The following is an 18,511-nucleotide window of genomic DNA, read 5'->3' as shown; positions in this document are numbered from 1 at the left end:
TCGGGATTTGTTAGAAAAATAAACAATTAGCTTAAAATCGATGCAGAGGTCCACTAATTGAACCCATGAGTCAGACCATCCCAGAACTCCAAAAAGAAGTCCGCACGCTGCAAGCAGAAGTTACCGCTCTGCAAGAGTGGCGGGAAAAACTTGGCGTACAGCGCTCTGAGTGCCGAGTGGCAGTCAGTTTTCCCAAAAATAATACTCCTGAAGCCATTGCCGAGTTCCACCAGCAAACTGCTGCTTTTGGGGAGCAGTGGTTGCAGCAAATCCAGGAAATTGACCGAGAGACTAAAAATATTGAAAAGCAACTGCAACAAAAACAGGCTTTACTCAATTACAAGCAAGGTGAACTAGAAAAAATGCTAGCCGGAGAGCACTGGCAAGAAGTAGAAAACACTGTTCAAACCGGGGAAAAGCGCTTGCAAGCACAAGCTCGCAGAATCAATCAAGCAGCAGCGCAGCTAGAGGTAGAAATTCAAGCTTTGAAAGCACTGTACGACCAACTAAATCCGAGTTATTCCGAGTGGTTTCAACAACCAACTCAAATAGTCAAATTTTCTGCAACAACTATTCCTTACGCTGTTGCCAGTAGCAGCGGGTTGATATTGGAGAATAAGGAGATTGAGTGGGAAAACAAGTAGTTTTGACTTGTAAATTTTAAAGGTAAATTAGTGATTTGAATGTCGCCGTCGAACGCTCCAATAAGCAAGACAGATTCGACGGCAACATTCTAAGGCTTTTACCTGCTTGTTTAAATCAAAAATACAAAACTGCCTCTGGTACAGCTAATTTTAAGATTTTTGAGTTTCATTTTTTGAAACAGGTTTATTTTCAACTCTGGTGTCCACCTAAAATCTAAAATATAACAGTTCTGCACGCATCAACCGGGTTTTATCAAAAGACTTTGTTGCAGCCCTCGCTTCCGCTAAAAAACCCGGTTGATGAGAGTGAGGAGTGCGTAATCCCTGTCTAAAATCTCAAATAGACTTACTGATGAAACAATTGATTTGGATAGCGCTATTTATTCTGGTTGCGGTGGCGGCTGTGGGTTGGCGTTCTGACTCGTGGCAGCGGTTGTCGGCTGTACCGGAAGTTTCAATCGATCGCAATATCCACACTTCCCAAAACCCGTCTCCCTTACCGCTTCCTGCTGAAAAAACTACTTTTTTTCAGCCGCAAATTGACCCGTCCCGGCTGTGGAAACACGTCGAGACTTTAGCAGGAGAACGTGAGGGAGAAGGATCTCGCTCTTTTACTAGAGATTACATTTCTAAACAACTGCAAACATTAGGATTTTCCCCAGATTTGCAGGAGTTCGATCGCGGAATCAACGTCTTCGCTGAGAGAAAAGGCACTGACTCAAACGCCGGTGCAATTTTAGTCGCAGCCCACTACGATACTGTACCAAACTCCCCAGGCGCTGACGACAATGCGACGGGAGTTGCAGTAGTTTTAGAAGTAGCAAGATTGCTGGGTTCTCGCCCCACGCCTCGGACATTGCAAGTAGCATTTTTCGACAGGGAAGAACTCGGACTTTTAGGCAGTTTAGCATTCACAGGTAGCGAGGCGCGGTTAAAAAATTTGCAGGGTGCGATCGTCCTGGATATGGTAGGTTATGCTTGCCGCACCCCCGGATGCCAGCAATATCCCGAAGGATTGACAGCGCAACCTTTTTTAGAAGCATCGGGGGTAACTTCTCCCGACAAAGGCGAGTTTATCGCTGTGATTGGGGATGCGGAACATCCGCTGCTATTGAAAAGTTTTGCAGAGTCGGGAAAAGCCGATTTGCCGCCTGTGGTGACGCTGCCGGTTCCCCTGAAAGGGTTGCTGACTCCCGATGTTTTGCGGAGCGACCACGCGCCTTTCTGGTATAAAGGAATTGGTGCTGTGTTGGTGACGGATACTGCAAATTTGCGATCGCCCCACTATCATCAATCTAGCGATACCTTAGCAACTATCGATCGACCTTTTTTCGCCGGTTCTGCTCAAATTGTTGTAAATGCCGTGGCTAAATTATTGGAAATTCGGTAATTAATAATTGGTAATTGGTAATTGGTAATCTACTCGTTACCAGGCAGAGCCTGGTAACGCATATCCGGAGGCTCTGCCTCCAATTTCCCCACGCCAAGTAAGCGAGGCAGAGCCTCTAGAAATCGGTTACTAGGCAGAGCCTAGGAACTAGGTAAAACCAGCTAAATAACAAATAACTAATCACAAATAAGTAATAACAAATAACCAATAAAAAATAAAAAATGACTAACAAAGAAAATCTGCGACAGCATTTACTACAACTCGACAATCGAGGCTACAAAGCCTACAAAGATATTCAAGGTAACTATGACTTTTCTGAATTCACATTAATTATTGATTACGTGCAGGGAGATCCGTTTGCTTCTCCTAGTAAATTTAGAGTCAGAGTTCCGCCAAACATTGCTCAAATTCCTGGCGAACTTTTTAATTCTCGCAGTCGAGAAATAGCCTTGCGAGATTACCTAACTCGCCAGTTTGACACAGCCGCACACAGCATCAGCAGCAAACGCGGGACTGGGAAAAGCGGTATGATTGCAGTGACTGGCTTCGGACAAGAAGTTTTAGAGCGAACTTCCGCATTTATCATTTCCTCAGCTAGATCAGGTATCGAAGATTTAGGAGGAGTTGAACTGCGATTTGCCGTGGGACTTCCAGCGGGGGGTCGCAGTATTTTAGGACGACAAGCTGCTGAAATGCTGTGCGAAAATATCCCGGAAATTGTCAGTCAATCTCTGAAGTATGCTAACTTAAATGCTGCTGAATGTCGCCGTCACGTTGAAACTGTAGAAGATGCTGACTGGCTGCGGCAGCAGTTAGCTGAAAACGGATTATTTGCGTTTGTTGCTGACGGTTCTATTTTACCCCGCCGCACGGGTGTTGACAATCGCCCTTTGTTAAATAACGCTGTGGCTTTTCAGTCGCCGCCGTCGTTAAAAGTTGAGTTTAACTGTCCGAATCGCGGTTTGATTTCCGGTATGGGTATTCCCGCTGGCATTACTTTGATTGTTGGCGGTGGCTATCACGGCAAATCCACTTTACTCAGGGCGATTGAGTTGGGAGTTTACAACCGAATTCCGGGAGATGGTAGAGAATTTGTGGTGACTAATCCGGCGGCGGTTAAAATTAGAGCGGAAGATGGCAGAAGTGTGGCGGGAGTTGATATTTCGCCTTTTATTAACCACTTACCACAAGGTAGAGATACTGCACAATTTTATACTGAGAATGCGAGCGGTAGCACGTCGCAAGCTGCTAATATTATTGAGGCTTTGGAAGTGGGGAGAAGGAAGAAGGAAGATGGAAGAGGGAAGAAGGAAGAGGGAAGAGGGAAGAAGGAAGAAGCTCAGTCTTTGGTTTTAGAGACGCAATTAGTCGCTGTTTCAGAAGGGGATTTAGTGCCTGTTTTATTGGTGGATGAGGATACGGCGGCGACGAATTTTATGATTCGCGATCGCCGAATGCAGGAACTCATCGCTAAGGATAAGGAACCGATTACGCCGTTTATTGATAAAGTTAAACAGTTATACGCAGATTGCGGCGTATCAACTATTTTAGTCATGGGGGGAAGTGGGGATTATTTTGATGTGGCAGATACTGTGATTTCAATGGATAACTTTCAAGCATATAATGTGACGGAAAAAGCTAAAAAAATTGCTAAAAATTACTCGGTTAGCCGTGCTGCTGAAGGGGGAGAAAATTTTGGTAATATTACTCAAAGAGTGCCGATTCCTGCTAGTTTAGATCCTAGTCGGGGGCGACGAGATGTGCGGGTGAAGGTGCGGGATGTTGATGAATTGGCTTTTGGAACTGAGGAGATTGATTTGGGTGCTGTTGAGCAAATTGTGGACAGCGGACAGTTAAGGGCGATCGCTGCGGCAATGGTTTATGCTAAGCAGCAATACATGGACGGAAAACGCACTTTGTCGGAAATCATAGATTTGGTGATGGCAGATATTGACGCGCAGGGGATGGATATTTTATCGCCTTTTCCTGAAGGGGATTTTGCCATGTTTCGACGGTTTGAATTAGCAGCCGCAATTAATCGGCTTCGCAGTTTATCGGTTGTTGCCAAAAGGTGAGAAATTTTTACTCATATAAATTGCTTTTTAGGCAGAGTGCGAGAGTGAGAAAACTTTTATTCTGCCTAATGACTAATGACTAATGACTAATGACTTCCACTTTTTGATATGCTGACAAAAGTGAGTGCAAAAACCGCGATTGAAGTATGACAGGCAATATAGGACAACTGACTGCTTTAAGCGATCGACCTTATATAGTATTAAGCAATCAAGGGGAAATTTTACAGTTAGAGTTAAAACAGCAGCAGCACGTATTGGGGCGCGATCGCACTCGTGCTGATTTAGTCATTCCCGAACCCTGGCGCGCAGTTTCCGGCGTTCACGCTGTTTTGCGCCAAATTGGGGATAATTACTGGATTTACGACGGTGACGGGCAGCGGCCGAGCACTAATGGCTTATTTGTCGATCGCACTCGCATCACTCCCAATGACGGTTATTGTCTGAAAAACGGCACAGAAATTAAAATCGGTCTCGATCCTCAAAATCAAGTTTTGCTGACTTATTTTAATCCGCTGGCGAATCAGGTTTGTGTCCCTAGCAAGCAGTCAATTCTTCTTAAGAATCGGTCGGTTTTGTTGGGCCGCGATCCAAACGCTTCGCTGCAATTAGATGCGCCGCTTGTTTCTCGACGCCACGCCACAATCGACCAAGACAGTCGCGGCAATTATATTTTGCGAGACTACAGCGTTAACGGGGTTTTTGTTAACGGTCAGCGAGTGACAAATTCTGTACAGTTGTCCGAGGGAGATGCTATTCGGATCGGCCCGTTTACTCTAACTTACCGCAGCGGTGAGTTGCAGATGCAAGACTCCGGCCATCAAATTCGTTTGGATGCTGACAGTCTGGTGATTCCGAAGCGTTTGGATAACATCACTTTGGCGATCGAACCGGGGCAGTTTGTGGCTTTAGTCGGCGGTAGCGGTGCGGGTAAATCTACTTTAATGCGGACGCTTTTAGGCATCGAAAAAACTACTAACGGCGCTGTGTTTCTCAATGGCGACAACCTTCGCCAAAACTTCAATATTTACCGCAATCAAATCGGTTACGTGCCTCAAGATGATATTGTGCACGCAGATTTGACAGTAGAAGAAGTCTTGAGTTATGCAGCTAAATTGCGCTTACCTCCCGATACAGATGTCAAGCAGGTAGTCGCCAAAACTTTAGAAGATATTGAAATGACTCACCGCCGTCAGGCTTTGGTAAAACAGCTTAGCGGCGGACAGCGGAAGCGGGTCAGTATCGGAGTTGAACTGTTAGCAGATCCGAAACTTTTCTTTTTAGACGAACCGACTTCAGGACTCGATCCGGGTTTGGATAAGAAGATGATGCAACTGCTGCGAAAGTTGGCAAATCAAGGCCGGACGGTGATTCTGGTGACTCACGCGACGGCAAATATCACGATGTGCGATCGTATTGTTTTTATGGGTCGTGGCGGACGCCTTTGTTACTTCGGCCCACCTAGGGAAGCGCTCGATTTTTTTGATGTCAAAACTGGCGATTTTGCCGACATTTACAACGAATTAGAAACAGGAGAAACCAACGTTCAAAGCTGGGCAGAAAAGTTTAATAAATCTCCCTACTATCAGCGCTATATTGTCAACCACTTCAGCACAGGAAACGCTAATGCAAAAACACCTTCAGCACCTTCTGTGCCAAAATCCCAATCTTTTCTAAAACAACTCGTTTTGCTTGCCCAGCGCTATTTTCAGCTCGTTTCCCGCGACTTAGTTAACTTAAGCTTAGCTCTTTTAACGGCTCCGATAGGCATTAGTTTGCTGCGGCTAGCCGTCAGAGATAAAGACCCATTAATTGGCGCACCGGAAGCAACTTTAGCACCTTTAGCGCTCAGAGTTTTGTTTGTATTTACCTGTGCGGCGATTTGGGTAGGACTGGCAACTTCTCTGCAAGAAATTGTCAAAGAATCTGCTATTTATTTGCGAGAACGTTTGGTCAATTTAGGATTATTTGCTTATTTAGGTTCAAAAATTTTTATACTTTCTGGTTTGGCAGTATTGCAAACACTGTTAATGGTAGGAGTTATTCTGATTGCTTTTAAATCCCCCGAACCGAGTTTGATTTCCTGGGCGATGGGGGCAACTATTACCACATTCCTAACTTTGATGAGCTGCATTAGTCTCGGATTAGTCGTTTCCGCGATTGTTAAAAATAGCTCTCAAGCTAATAGCGCTTTGCCTCTCTTATTGCTGCCTCAGATTATTTTTTCGGGAGTTTTGTTTAAGATGGAAGGTGCGGCGAGCAAGTTTTCTTGGCTGATGTTAAGCCGCTGGTCTGTGGGTGCTTACGGCTCTTTAGTTAATGTGAATGGGATGGTTCCGGCGCCTACTACATTACCGGATGGGAGTACGCTTCCTCAGCCGTTTGAGCCTACTCCTGTTTACGATCCAACCTGGGAGAATTTGAGTTTAAATTGGGGTATTTTGTGTGTGCATATTTTCGTTTATTTGATGTTGACTCTGTGGTTGCAGAAGCGGAAAGATATTCTATGAATTATTGGCTGATGAAGTCGGAACCGGATGTTTACAGTATTGCGGACTTGAAGGGCGATCGCACTTCCATTTGGGATGGCGTTCGCAACTATCAAGCTCGCAATTTTATGCGAGAAATGAGTCGGGGAGATTTAGTATTTTTTTACCATTCTAATACTAAAGTACCAGGAATTGTCGGGTTAGTGCGTGTCGTTGAGACGGGAATTGCTGACCCGACTCAGTTCGATATGAATAGCGAATATTATGATGCTAAATCGCCGCTAAATGCTCCTCGCTGGCAAACTGTGAAAGTGGAGTTTGTTGAGGAGTTTGCTAAGTTAATATCTTTGGATGAACTGAAACAAAAGTTTAGTGCAGATGAGATTTTGGTGGTTAGGAAAGGCAATCGGTTATCGGTGATGCCGGTGTCTGAAGGTGCTGCTGAGAAGATTTTGAAGATGAGATAAGTGGTGAATATTTAACCTGCATATTTGGGGCGGGTTCTTTGGCCGACCCCACAAGAATTTAAAGACTTTAGGAAAATGAGGTGTAAGAGTATTGGCATCTTGCCTGATGAAGGCTATAGCCTTTCTCAGAAAGATGAGGTATGATGTTACTGACACTCACTCGTGAGGGTCAAACAGAGAAGATAAGATCAAATGAACTATAATTACATGGTTGAGTAAAGCCACGCGAAAGCGATACCACACATAATAGCATTTTTTTGAAAGCACACGATGCTTGACTCACAACACGTTTACTTGTACCAAACTTCATACATTGTTAAAAATGAAAGCTTATTCGATTGATTTTAGGCAAAAAATCCTTGATACTTATCATACTGAACCCATTTCACAAAAAGCAATAGCTAAGCGTTTTTCTGTAGCCCTGAGTTTTGTACAAAAATTGCTTAAACAATATCGTGAAACAAAAAACATTACTCCGAGAACTGACCGATGTGGAGTCAAAGGCAAACTGAATGCGGAGCAACTACTCATCTTGGCGGAATTGATTGAAGGAAATAATGATGCAACTCTTGAAGAACTCCGTTATTTACTTTATGGGAGAATTGGATTTTCTGTTAGTAGAGCAACAATAGGAAGAATGATAAAACTCTTAGACATTACTGTCAAAAAAAACTCTCTTCCCTTCAGGGAAAGGGACAGAGCGAGTTCAAATCCTGCGATGTGAGTTCTGGAAAACAATTAAAGAGATTAGTTTGAAAGACTTAATATTCATTGACGAATCGGGAGTTAATTTGGCAATGGTTAGGTTATATGCTAGGTATGCAAAAAGGTGAAAGAGCCAAGGGGTCAAAACCAACTAAACGTGGCAAAAATGTCTCAATAATTGGAGCAAGGTCAGTCAATGAGATTTTGACATCGGTTAATCTAATAGGCGGAACTGATGCAATTACATTTGAAGCTTTTATTATCAGAAAACTTGTGCCAAAACTCTGGAAAGGTGCTTGTGTAGTGATGGATAATTGTCCCATTCACTTGGGAGAAGAAGTGAAAAAAGCGATCGAAAAAACAGGGGCAAAATTAATATACTTATCACCTTATTCACCAGATTTTTCACCAATTGAAAATCTGTGGTCAAAACTTAAAATCATTCTCCGTTCTATCAAGACTACTAATTATCAAGAATTAGGAAAAGCCATAGATTTTGCGTTCGGACAAGTTACATCGTCAAATATTTTTAACTGGTTTACACACTGCTGTTATTGTACCTCATCTTTTTGAGAAAGGCTATATTTTAGATTAATTGGTGGTTTTGCTTAGTAATATGATTCGCGAAAATTTTAGTCAGGGAAGCAATCAGGATTTGGGCGGGGAAGATGCCCACGCCACAGGTCAATATCAGCTTTTTGTGGGACAGGCTTCTAGTCTGCCGCTTAAACTCAGAAAGGCTCAATTAAAAGTTACTTACAGAAATTTACCTCATTGGGAGTTAGAAGGATCGGTCTATTTCATCACTTTTAATACTTGGGAAAAGCTTGAATTAACTCCGGCTGCAAGACAAGTTGTGTTCAATGCTTGCAAGTTTTTTGATAGGCAAAGGTATCAAATCTTTTGCTTAGTTGTAATGCCTGATCATGTGCATATGCTAATGCAGCCTTTAGCAAAGTCGGATAATAAGTTCTGGTCGCTCAGCAGTATTCTGCACAGTATGAAAAGCTACAGTTCTAAACAAATTCCCAAGGTGATGAAGCATATTGGTACTGTCTGGCAGGATGAGCGACATGACCACATTGTCAGAGATGAACGAGAATTTCAGGTTTTTTGGGAATATATTAGGCAAAATCCTGTCAAAGCTGGTCTTTCGGTGACTCCAGAGGAATATCCTTTTTTCTGGCAAATATATGAAGTTTAGCTTTTTCTGAATTTCTTGTGGGGTGGGCATCTTGCCCGCCCCAAATATTTGCACAGGCAAGATGCCTGTGCCACAAGGATTTCACAGGCAAGATGCCTGTGCCACAAGGATTTCACAGGCAAGATGCCTGTGCCACAAAATTCTTGTGGGGTGGGCATCTTGCCCGCCCAAGCTTCAGTCACAGGCAAGATGCCTGTGCCACAAAATTCTTGTGGGGTGGGCATCTTGCCCGCCCCAAATATTTGCACAGGCAAGATGCCTGTGCCACAAGGATTTCACAGGCAAGATGCCTGTGCCACAAAGATTTCACAGGCAAGATGCCTGTGCCACAAAATTCTTGTGGGGTGGGCATCTTGCCCGCCCCAAATATTTGCACAGGCAAGATGCCTGTGCCACAAAATTCTTGTGGGGTGGGCATCTTGCCCGCCCCAGCTTCAGTCACAGGCAAGATGCCTGTGCCACAAGGATTTCACAGGCAAGATGCCTGTGTCACAAAATTCTTGTGGGGTGGGCATCTTGCCCGCCCCAAATATTTGCACAGGCAAGATGCCTGTGCCACAAAATTCTTGTGGGGTGGGCATCTTGCCCGCCCAAACTATTTAAAATTATCCTAAAGACCGGCCGCACAAACAGCCGCACCAATTAACCCTACATTGGGATTCAAAACAAGACGAACAGGCATCATTTCTAACAGCGAATCCATCCGGCCTTTGTGCGTAAAAGCTCGCATAAAACCCCCTTCTTGAATCAGCGGCAAAATTTTAGCAGCGATGCCGCCGGCTACGTACAAACCGCCGTAAGGTAACAGTGTCAGAGCCAGATTGCCGGCTACCGCACCGTAAGCTTCTACAAACATTTGCATGGTTTGTTCCGAAAGCCGATCGCACTTTTTGAGCGCCGCCTGTGCAATTGTCGCCCCCGGATCGACACTCTTCTCGGTTTTACCCATTTCTGACTCCCATTTTTTGATAACTTCCCCTATCTCCGGCGATTCAGAAGCAAACTTTCTGTCCCGCAAAAACTGGTAAATTGAAACAATCCCTTGTCCCGAAACTACACGCTCGATCGATATTCGGGAAATGTCGTGTTTTGCTAACAAATATTTCAGCAATTGAAACTCCAACTCGGAACGAGGAGCAAAGTCACCGTGCCCCCCTTCCGAAGAAAAAACCCTGATGCCATTTGCCTCGGGAATTCCAAAACAATTTCCCAAACCAGTACCCGCACCAATCACAGCAATTGGATCGTATTGGCGGGGTTTTCCTACTTGCAAAGTGTGCAAATCTCGATCGTCCAAAGCCCACACGCCGTAGCCAACCGCGACAAAATCATTAATTAAACTAACGTGTGATATTCCTAATTCCTGTTCCAGACGCTTCGCATCCAGCATCCAAGGCAAATTAGTCAGTTTTGCAGTGTTGTTAACCACCGGGCCTGCGATCGCAAAACAAGCTTTTTCAGGCAAGGGCGCAAAATCCAATTTCATAGCAGCTTCTGTCAAAAACTGCTGCACCATCGGTACTAAATCGGGAAACTCCCCGCTCGGATAGCGAAACTCGTAAAGAGCGTTCATTTCACCGTTAACAGTCCTTTCCACCAAGCGCAAAATCGTCTTTGTTCCGCCAATATCGCCAGCTAATAATAATGTCATAAACCTCCTATTCACCCAAACATAACATTCCCCATTTAAACACCCACAGTATTAATTGCCAACCACGCCCGCAGCACCTCAGCCACAGTCCAAGCTTGAGCCGTGCAGCCTCGCGGCGAGTGGGGGGCGTCGCCCTCAAAAATTTCGCCCAGACTGCCAACTCCCCCACCCCTTATATGATGTGCCATCGGTTCCAGGAATTCGCGAGCTTGTGCTGGGTTTTTGTATACGTGTAAGTGCGCCAAGACAAACGGGCCAATCAGCCAGCCCCAAACTGTGCCCTGGTGGTAGGCGCTGTCGCGCTGCAATTGGTCGCCTCCGTATGTGCCGCGATATTGCGGGTGCTGCGACGAGAGGCTGCGGAGGCCGAGAGAAGTCAGAAGCTGTTGAGCGCAGGCGTCAACCACGCCACGCTGCTGGATGGGCGTCAGTAACGGTGTATAGCGGGTTTCCTGGCGCATCCCCCCTGACAAGGAGTTGGCGGAGTGAGGAGGAATCGAGTCTAGGGGCAAGGATACGGCGAATATTTGGTTGGGCCGCAGGGAGGTATCGTGTCCGTCTGGACCGTCCAGAACGTCGTAACAGTAACCAGTTGAGGCGTTCCAGAAGCGAGGAAATCCGGCGGCTGTTCGATCGCCCAATTGCTGGTATTCATTGTGAGGCTTGCCCAGTTTTCGAGCAAAACTTGCCATTGCTTGTATAGCATTGTACCAAAGCGCGCTGAGTTCGATCGGCTTACCAATCCGGGGCGTCACCACCCAATCGCCGATTTTCGCGTCCATCCAAGTCAGTTGCACGCCGGTTTCGCCAGCGTAGACTAAACCGTCATCGGGATCTACGCGGATGTTATACCGAGTACCCTGCAAGTGCCAGTCAACAATCTCACATAACACCGGCCAGAGTTCGCTCAAAAGTTCGTCGTCTCCCGTGGCATCAATATAAGCGCGGATTGCCTCAAAGTACCACAGCGTGGCATCTCCGGTGTTGTATTCCGGTTCGCCGCCCGCATCCGGGAAGCGGTTCGGCAGCATTCCCCGATCGACATACCGCGCAAATGTCCGCAAAATCGATCGCGCAATTTCCCATCGCCCGGTACAGATTGTGAGGCCGGGTAGGGCGATCGTCGTATCGCGCCCCCAGTCGCTGAACCAGGGATATCCGGCGATGATCGTTTTGCCTTGGGCTTCCTCCGGTAGCGGGCGGCTGACGATGAATTGGTCGGCGGCGAGCACTAAGGTATTGATCCAGTCGGGAGAGTCGCTCACTTTTGACCAGTTTTGCAGCAGTTGTTGGTCATAAGTGTGACGCCCTTCTAAAGCTGTACTGCCGTTGAGTTCGGGATTTTTCTCGGTGCTGGCTATCAATGTGAGAGAACTTCCCGGTGCGATCGTCATGTGAAAAGTCGCCGCGTGCAAGTGATCCTCGCAGTAATCCAATCCGCGCCGCTTTTCTGCTGCCAAGTCAAATCCGTAGTACCAATTGTATAAAGGCGCAGAGACTCGGAATTTAGCCTCTGGTGCGGCATCTGTCAGCAGGTACAGCGGCGCCGCCTTGGGAAATGCAGTCACGCAAACCCCGCGTTCCAAGGTTTGTAGGCTCATGGGCCAGTCGCAGGCGCTCGTCGTGTGGTGGTAGTCGCGGTAGTTGACTAGGGCTTTGACAGCTAGGGCGATCGGTTGTGAGGCGCGGTGCAAGCGGTATTGAATATATGTTGTGTTAGCACCTTGCTGCATCCAAATCCGCTTTTCCAGGATAGCGTCGGCGAGAGCAAACCTCCAAACAGGCGTCGTGCCTTCTAGGTGAAAGCTTTCGATGTATTTGTAGCCGTGGGGTTCCATCGCCGCGTCGGCCCAGCGGTTTGTATAAAGCGGATAGGCGCGATCGTGATACACAGCCGTCTCGTCCAGCTTGGCGAGCATCAAAGTGCGTCCCAGCGGGGGTTTGAGAGCGGCTACCAGCAAGCCGTGATAGCGGCGGGTGAGGAGATTTGCGATCGTCCCGCTAGCGTAACCGCCGATCCCGTTTGTGACCAACCACTCCCGAGACTCCGCCGAGTCGAGATTGCAGCAGATTTCCCGTCCAAAATCCATAACCATAAAATCCACACTCGCGCTGATTTTTTACCTACCTTTAGGTAGATTTTCGACATGATATTAACCAGAAATATTAACGTTTGCAGGCCGTTAATTTGGCGATCGCCCCCGTGCGGATTCATGCTCTAATTTAGACATAACTAACCGCTACTTTTGCCCCTTACCCGATTTTAGCCTTTAATGCCTCTGTCTAAAGTTAGTTGTTTGTTATATTAAGTAATATTACCGTCTAAACAGGCGCTGAACGTTAAGGGCAAAGCATTTGATAGCGCGTCGGGCGATCGAACTACCAACCTATTTTATAAGGAGAACAGCTCAAAGTGAAGATAGGAGCAAATTACCTCGGCAATAACCAATGTGAATTTACCGTTTGGGCGCCCACCCTCAAACAAATCGCAGTCCAAATTGTTTCCCCAAAAAAACGCCTGATACCCCTGCAACAATCGGCAGAAGGTTATTGGCAAACCACAGCTACAGACATCGAACCAGGAACCCTTTACACTTACCAAATCGAAGGAAAAACTGAGCGACCAGACCCCGCCTCAAAATATCAACCCCAAGGCGTACACGCCCCGTCGCAAGTAATAGATGAAAATATTTTTACTTGGACTGACACAAAATGGCAAGGCGTGCCGCTAGCCGAAATGATTATTTACGAACTGCACGTCGGCACATTCACCCAAGCCGGAACATTTGAAGCAATAATTCCCCAGCTCAAAAAACTTAAAGAATTGGGAATTAACGCCATCGAAATAATGCCAGTAGCCCAATTCCCCGGCGAGCGAAACTGGGGATACGACGGCGTATATCCCTACGCAGTTCAAAACTCCTACGGCGGCCCCGAAGGCTTCAAAACACTCGTTAACGCCTGCCACGAACACGGCATTTCAGTAATTCTCGATGTAGTTTACAACCACCTCGGCCCCGAAGGAAACTACCTCAGTCAATTCGGCCCCTACTTTACATCAAAATACGGCTCGATTTGGGGAGATCCCCTCAACTTCGACGATGCCTACAGCGACGGCGTGCGTAACTACTTTATTGAAAACGCCCTCTACTGGTTTCGAGACTATCACATCGATGCCCTGAGATTAGATGCAATTCAAGCAATATTTGAAGTAGGTGCAAGACCTTTTTTACAAGAACTCTCCGATGCCACAGCCGATATTTCCCAAGAACTAGGACGGCAACTTTACTTAATAGCCGAAAGTGACTTAAACGATGTCCGCACTATACGTCCCAAAGAACTCGGTGGCTTCGGACTAGACGCCCAATGGTGCGATGATTTCCACCACGCACTGCACGCCTTGCTCACCGGAGAAGACGATAGATACTACCAAGATTTCGGCAAGTGCGAACACTTAGAAAAAGCCTTCAAAGAAAGCTTTGTTTACTCCGGCCAGTACGCCCCCCACAGAAAGCGGAGACACGGCAATTCTGTTAAGGATGAACCGGGTCATAAATTTTTGGTGTTTGCCCAAACCCACGACCAAATCGGCAACCGCATTTTGGGAGACAGACTATCCAAAATAGTTGACTGGGAAGGATTGAAACTTGCAGCCGGCACCGTCTTAATTTCTCCCTACATTCCCTTCTTTTTTATGGGAGAAGAATACGGAGAAGAAGCACCGTTTTTTTACTTCGTTTCCCACTCGGACGAAAACTTAATTGAAGCTATCCGCAAAGACAAACAACAAGAATTTAAAAGCTTTGAAGGGCGAGGCGAGTTTCACGACCCCCAGAGTCCTGAGACTTTCGATAAGTGTAAGTTAAACTGGGAAAAACAAACCGAAGGCAAACACAAAATCCTTTGGGAATGGCACCAACATTTGATTCAACTGCGCCGGACAATACCAGCCCTTAAAAAACTCGACAAAAACACTCTAGAAGTGTCCAGCATTGAAGCGGAAAAAATCTTATTTCTACGTCGCTGGACAGATGACAGCCAGATATTCTGCATTCTAAACTTCAACAGGCAAGAGGTAGCTTTTACGGCTGCACTTCCCCAGGGCAACTGGAACAAAATTTTAGACTCTGCTGATGAAAAATGGATGGGTTCAGGTTCTAGCTTGCCTGAAAAGATAAATTCAGAGCAAAAATTGACCGTTAAACCGCATAGTTTTTCACTCTATGAATTAGAGTAATTAAAACGGGAGGCAGAGCCTCAAATACAGGCGTTCCCAGGCAGAGCCTAGGAACAAGAAACAGGAGGCAGAACCTCTCTCGTTCTCAGCCTCTGTCGCGGAATCTAGTCCCACAAGAAATGGGAGGCAGAGCCTCTCTCGTTCCCAGCCTCTGGCGGGGAATGCAGTAGAGGAGGCTCTGCCTCATATATTAAAAGAGAAAACCCTAAAAAACCCGGAGTAAAATTAACATAATGAGAATTCCTACAACAACTTATCGGATTCAATTTCATGGAGGTTTTAACTTTGAAGCCGCCAAACAAATCCTTAGCTACCTGGAAGATTTAGGAATTACCGACGTTTACGCTTCACCAATATTTAAAGCCAGAAAAGGCAGCTCTCACGGATACGATGTCGTTGACTCAAATCAGCTCAATCCCGATTTGGGAACATCAGAAAATTTTGAAGCCCTCACCTACGAAATCAAGAAACGGAACATGGGATGGCTGCAAGATATTGTCCCCAACCACATGGCTTACGACACTCAAAATTTGCTGCTGTTAGACGTATTGGAACACGGGCCAGATTCCGACTATTTCGATTACTTCGATATTGAATGGAATCACGCTTACGAACATCTCAGAGGTCGAGTTCTGGCTCCGCTGCTGGGCAATTTTTATGGAGAGTGTCTGGAAAATGGCGAGATTCAACTCAAATACAGCGAAATTGGGCTGACGATCAATTATTATAGCTTACAATTGCCAGTAAGAATTGAATCTTATGCTAAATTTATCAGTCATAATTTAGGGCATTTGGCCAGAGAATTAGGCAGACGCCATCCAGATTTTATCAAGTTTTTAGGAATTCTTTATTTAATTAAAAATACCCCTTCAGAAACTAAAGGTAAAACCAGATACGATCAGATAGCTTTTGTCAAAGGACTGCTGTGGGAACTCTACAATCAAAATCCCCTCGTCCAGGAATTTATCGATGAAAATATCAAATTTTTTAATGGAGAAAAGGGAAATGCCGAAAGCTTTAATTTGCTAGACGAATTGCTTTCCGAGCAGTTTTACCGTCTGTCTTTCTGGAAAGTGGGCGCAGAAGAAATTAACTACCGAAGGTTTTTTACGGTCAACGAACTTATTTCGGTAAAAGTTGAAGAGATTAAAGTTTTTCACAAAAACCATGCTCTGATATTCGACATGGTTGATGAGGGAAAGTTTACCGGATTGAGAATCGACCACATCGACGGACTTTACGACCCCACAGAATATTTGAAAAGGCTCCGGGAGAAAACCGGAGATACTTATATTACTGTTGAGAAAATTCTGGAACACGCAGAAGACTTGCCGTCATATTGGCCGATTGAGGGAACTAGCGGCTACGACTTTTTGAATTACGTAAACGGCGTTTTTTGTCGGTGCGATCGCGAGCAGCAATTTAGCGAAATCTATCAGAGATTTACTCGCTTAACCGTTCCCTACGAACAGTTGTTTTTAGATAAAAAAGGGCTGATTGTTGAGAAAAATTTGGCTGGAGATGTAGACAATCTGGCTCAACTATTGAAGAATATTTCCGGTCAATCCAGACAGGGAAACGACTTTACTCGCCCCGGTTTGGAAAAAGCACTGGCGGCTATTTTGACGATTTTTCCAGTCTACAGAACTTACATCAATCAAGACGGTTTGAGGGAGTCCGATCGCACTTACGTAAAATATGCGATCGCCCATGCCAAAGAACAAGTACCGCGACTCCTCAAGGAACTTAAATTTATCGAAACGGTGGTGTTGCTGGAAGAAGAAGAAACTCTAACACCAGAACAAAAAGAGCAGCGTCGCCACTTTGTAATGAAACTCCAGCAATTGACAGGCCCATTAATGGCAAAAGGCGTTGAAGACACGCTTTTATACGTCTACTATCGGCTTTTATCCCTCAACGAAGTGGGAGGAAATCCGAGTCAGTTCGGCGTGTCGCTGGGAGATTTTCACGAGTTCAACAAACAGCAGCAAGCCGCTTGGCCACACAAAATGAATGCCACAGCTACCCACGATACCAAGCGCGGCGAAGATGTGCGAGCTCGAATAAACGTTTTGTCAGAAATTCCCGATGAATGGGAACAGCAAGTCAGGTCTTGGAGAGAGGTAAACTCTTCTAAGAAAGTCAACTTTGTGAATCGAATGGTTCCCGATACTAATGACGAATACTTCCTGTACCAAACTCTGCTCGGCAGTTTTCCCTTTGAGGGAATTGAAAACACTGATTATGTCGATCGCCTGAAAGATTATGTGATCAAAGCTGTCCGTGAAGCCAAAGTTTATACGGCTTGGCTGAGACCGGATAACGACTACGAAACTGGTTTTATGACCTTTGTTGATAGCGTTCTCGAACCTTCGGAACAAAATCCGTTTCTCAACAAATTTATACCTTTCTGGAAAAAAGTAGCTAATTACGGAATTTTCAATTCTTTATCTCAAACGCTGCTGAAAATCACTGCTCCGGGCGTTCCCGACATTTATCAAGGGACGGAATTCTGGGATTTAAGCCACGTCGATCCGGATAACCGCCGTCCCGTTGACTTTGAGCGCAGAATCGAGGTTTTGCGGGAAATTAAAGAGCAAGCTCAGACGGATATTTTGCAACTGGTTGAAGATTTGATTGCGACGCGGGAAGACGCGAGAATTAAGTTGTTTTTGACGGCAAGAGCCCTAGAAGCAAGAAAAAAATACTTGCAAGTTTTTCAATCAGGCGATTATCTGCCTCTGCAAGCAGTGGGCACGTTTAAAGATAATGTTGTTGCCTTTGCCAGAAGCTTTGGAGAGACTACAGTTATTGTCATTGCTCCCCGGTTTGTGACGGGAATTGTCAAACCAGACGAAATGCCGATCGGCAAACAAGTCTGGAAAGATACTAATTTGAAATTGTCCGAGGAAATGCCGTCTGTGTGGAAGGATGCAATTACAAATCAGTCAGTAGAAAGTAACGGTGCGTTGGCAATTGGTGAAGCTCTGAGTTACTTTCCCGCAGCTCTGCTGATCGGTCAAAAATAGCAATTAAAAGCTGGAAAATTCAAGAATTATCCGAGATTCCCAGGAGGGGGACTTGAGGCTCTTCCTCAATATATTCTTTCCCAGGCACAGCCTGGAAGTAAACGGGTAGGGGCAGGGCATTCCCCTGTCCCTTTTCCGAATTGATATTATATCAAATCCGTTAGCATCGGAATAGTAAATTCGAGTTGACGGTTGACTGTTGACGGTTCACTGTCAACAGTCAACCGTCAACAGTCAACATCATTCCGGTGTAACCGGAAATGATATTAAACCTGATTTGAAGTCAAAAAATCGATCGCCCCTACCCACCAAACAAAATTTATATACATAAGACGGCAAATACAACACAACGTATACGGTTTGCCACAATACCCGAATCCCTCACACACCGTACATTGGGAAGAGTAAAGAAAAGCAAAGCAGTCAACAACTGTAGCGGTGCAAGCCTCACGGATGCAACCGTCCCCCAACAGGTTCGGTAAATACCCCTTCATCGCAAGGTCTACCGCCCGCAGTATAGAGATCAGCACCCTATCGAAGACTGTATTAAAGCAGGACTCACTACCCGTAAACCGCGAGGTAAAATCGCAGTCCTGAATAACCAGACTATCGCACAGATAAAA

Annotated in this window: 11 protein-coding genes and 1 pseudogene; 10 read left to right on the top strand and 2 right to left on the bottom strand. The window is 45.6% G+C overall.

The genetic code is table 11. The features are described from left to right. Positions 1-65 precede the first annotated feature (65 nt). The 8 genes and pseudogenes from D0A37_RS03480 (at position 66) to D0A37_RS03445 (ending at position 9,574) form a co-directional block, all read left to right on the top strand. Positions 66-644 carry a hypothetical protein gene (locus D0A37_RS03480; RefSeq protein WP_242721100.1) on the top strand — a complete coding sequence of 193 codons (579 nt, stop codon included), beginning with the start codon at positions 66-68 and terminating at the stop codon, positions 642-644. Positions 645-996: 352 nt separating this feature from the next. Further along, complete coding sequence (locus D0A37_RS03475; protein WP_242721097.1) at positions 997-2,034, top strand: M28 family peptidase; 1,038 nt, start codon at positions 997-999, stop codon at positions 2,032-2,034. 221 nt (positions 2,035-2,255) lie between these two features. Then, positions 2,256-4,109, top strand: a complete 1,854-nt coding sequence (locus D0A37_RS03470; RefSeq protein WP_242721094.1) for an ABC-ATPase domain-containing protein — start codon at positions 2,256-2,258, stop codon at positions 4,107-4,109. Between the two features lie 146 nt (positions 4,110-4,255). Continuing rightward, positions 4,256-6,616, top strand: coding sequence for an FHA domain-containing protein (locus tag D0A37_RS03465; protein WP_242721091.1), 2,361 nt, complete (start codon positions 4,256-4,258; stop codon positions 6,614-6,616). After that, entirely contained in the window at positions 6,613-7,062 is a 450-nt protein-coding gene (locus tag D0A37_RS03460) for an EVE domain-containing protein (protein ID WP_242721088.1), read from the top strand. The genes D0A37_RS03465 and D0A37_RS03460 overlap by 4 nt, the downstream gene beginning before the upstream one ends. A 322-nt stretch (positions 7,063-7,384) precedes the next feature. Then, positions 7,385-8,340 (top strand): annotated as a pseudogene (locus D0A37_RS03455) (IS630 family transposase). Between the two features lie 43 nt (positions 8,341-8,383). Beyond that, positions 8,384-8,971: an REP-associated tyrosine transposase gene (locus tag D0A37_RS03450; RefSeq protein WP_242721085.1), complete on the top strand. Its 588-nt coding sequence runs from the start codon at positions 8,384-8,386 to the stop codon at positions 8,969-8,971. 123 nt (positions 8,972-9,094) lie between these two features. Further along, positions 9,095-9,574: a hypothetical protein gene (locus tag D0A37_RS03445; RefSeq protein WP_242721082.1), complete on the top strand. Its 480-nt coding sequence runs from the start codon at positions 9,095-9,097 to the stop codon at positions 9,572-9,574. 7 nt (positions 9,575-9,581) lie between these two features. Here the strand turns inward: D0A37_RS03445 and D0A37_RS03440 are convergent, their stop codons facing one another. Further along, entirely contained in the window at positions 9,582-10,622 is a 1,041-nt protein-coding gene (locus tag D0A37_RS03440) for a glucokinase (RefSeq protein ID WP_242721079.1), read from the bottom strand. Positions 10,623-10,657: 35 nt separating this feature from the next. Beyond that, positions 10,658-12,718, bottom strand: a complete 2,061-nt coding sequence (locus D0A37_RS03435) for an amylo-alpha-1,6-glucosidase (RefSeq protein WP_242721076.1) — start codon at positions 12,716-12,718, stop codon at positions 10,658-10,660. A 317-nt stretch (positions 12,719-13,035) separates the two neighbouring features. Between D0A37_RS03435 and treZ the strand changes: the two genes are divergently transcribed. Beyond that, a complete protein-coding gene (gene treZ, locus D0A37_RS03430) occupies positions 13,036-14,859 on the top strand; it encodes a malto-oligosyltrehalose trehalohydrolase (protein WP_242721073.1) in 1,824 nt (607 codons plus the stop codon). 233 nt (positions 14,860-15,092) lie between these two features. Then, positions 15,093-17,888: a malto-oligosyltrehalose synthase gene (gene treY, locus D0A37_RS03425; protein ID WP_242721070.1), complete on the top strand. Its 2,796-nt coding sequence runs from the start codon at positions 15,093-15,095 to the stop codon at positions 17,886-17,888. Positions 17,889-18,511: the final 623 nt, after the last annotated feature.

Source organism: Microcoleus vaginatus HSN003 (assembly GCF_022701255.1).
GTDB classification, from domain to species: domain Bacteria; phylum Cyanobacteriota; class Cyanobacteriia; order Cyanobacteriales; family Microcoleaceae; genus Microcoleus; species Microcoleus vaginatus_B.
The sequence above is the reverse complement of the archived record's forward strand: the minus strand, read 5'-3'. Positions and strand labels throughout refer to the sequence as shown.

Coding starts and splice junctions, on each gene's coding strand:
- D0A37_RS03480 (WP_242721100.1), top strand. CDS start 66: ATGAGTCAGACCATCCCAGAACTCCAAAAAGAAGTCCGCACGCTGCAA.
- D0A37_RS03475 (WP_242721097.1), top strand. CDS start 997: ATGAAACAATTGATTTGGATAGCGCTATTTATTCTGGTTGCGGTGGCG.
- D0A37_RS03470 (WP_242721094.1), top strand. CDS start 2,256: ATGACTAACAAAGAAAATCTGCGACAGCATTTACTACAACTCGACAAT.
- D0A37_RS03465 (WP_242721091.1), top strand. CDS start 4,256: ATGACAGGCAATATAGGACAACTGACTGCTTTAAGCGATCGACCTTAT.
- D0A37_RS03460 (WP_242721088.1), top strand. CDS start 6,613: ATGAATTATTGGCTGATGAAGTCGGAACCGGATGTTTACAGTATTGCG.
- D0A37_RS03450 (WP_242721085.1), top strand. CDS start 8,384: ATGATTCGCGAAAATTTTAGTCAGGGAAGCAATCAGGATTTGGGCGGG.
- D0A37_RS03445 (WP_242721082.1), top strand. CDS start 9,095: ATGCCTGTGCCACAAAATTCTTGTGGGGTGGGCATCTTGCCCGCCCAA.
- D0A37_RS03440 (WP_242721079.1), bottom strand. CDS start 10,622: ATGACATTATTATTAGCTGGCGATATTGGCGGAACAAAGACGATTTTG.
- D0A37_RS03435 (WP_242721076.1), bottom strand. CDS start 12,718: ATGGTTATGGATTTTGGACGGGAAATCTGCTGCAATCTCGACTCGGCG.
- treY (WP_242721070.1), top strand. CDS start 15,093: ATGAGAATTCCTACAACAACTTATCGGATTCAATTTCATGGAGGTTTT.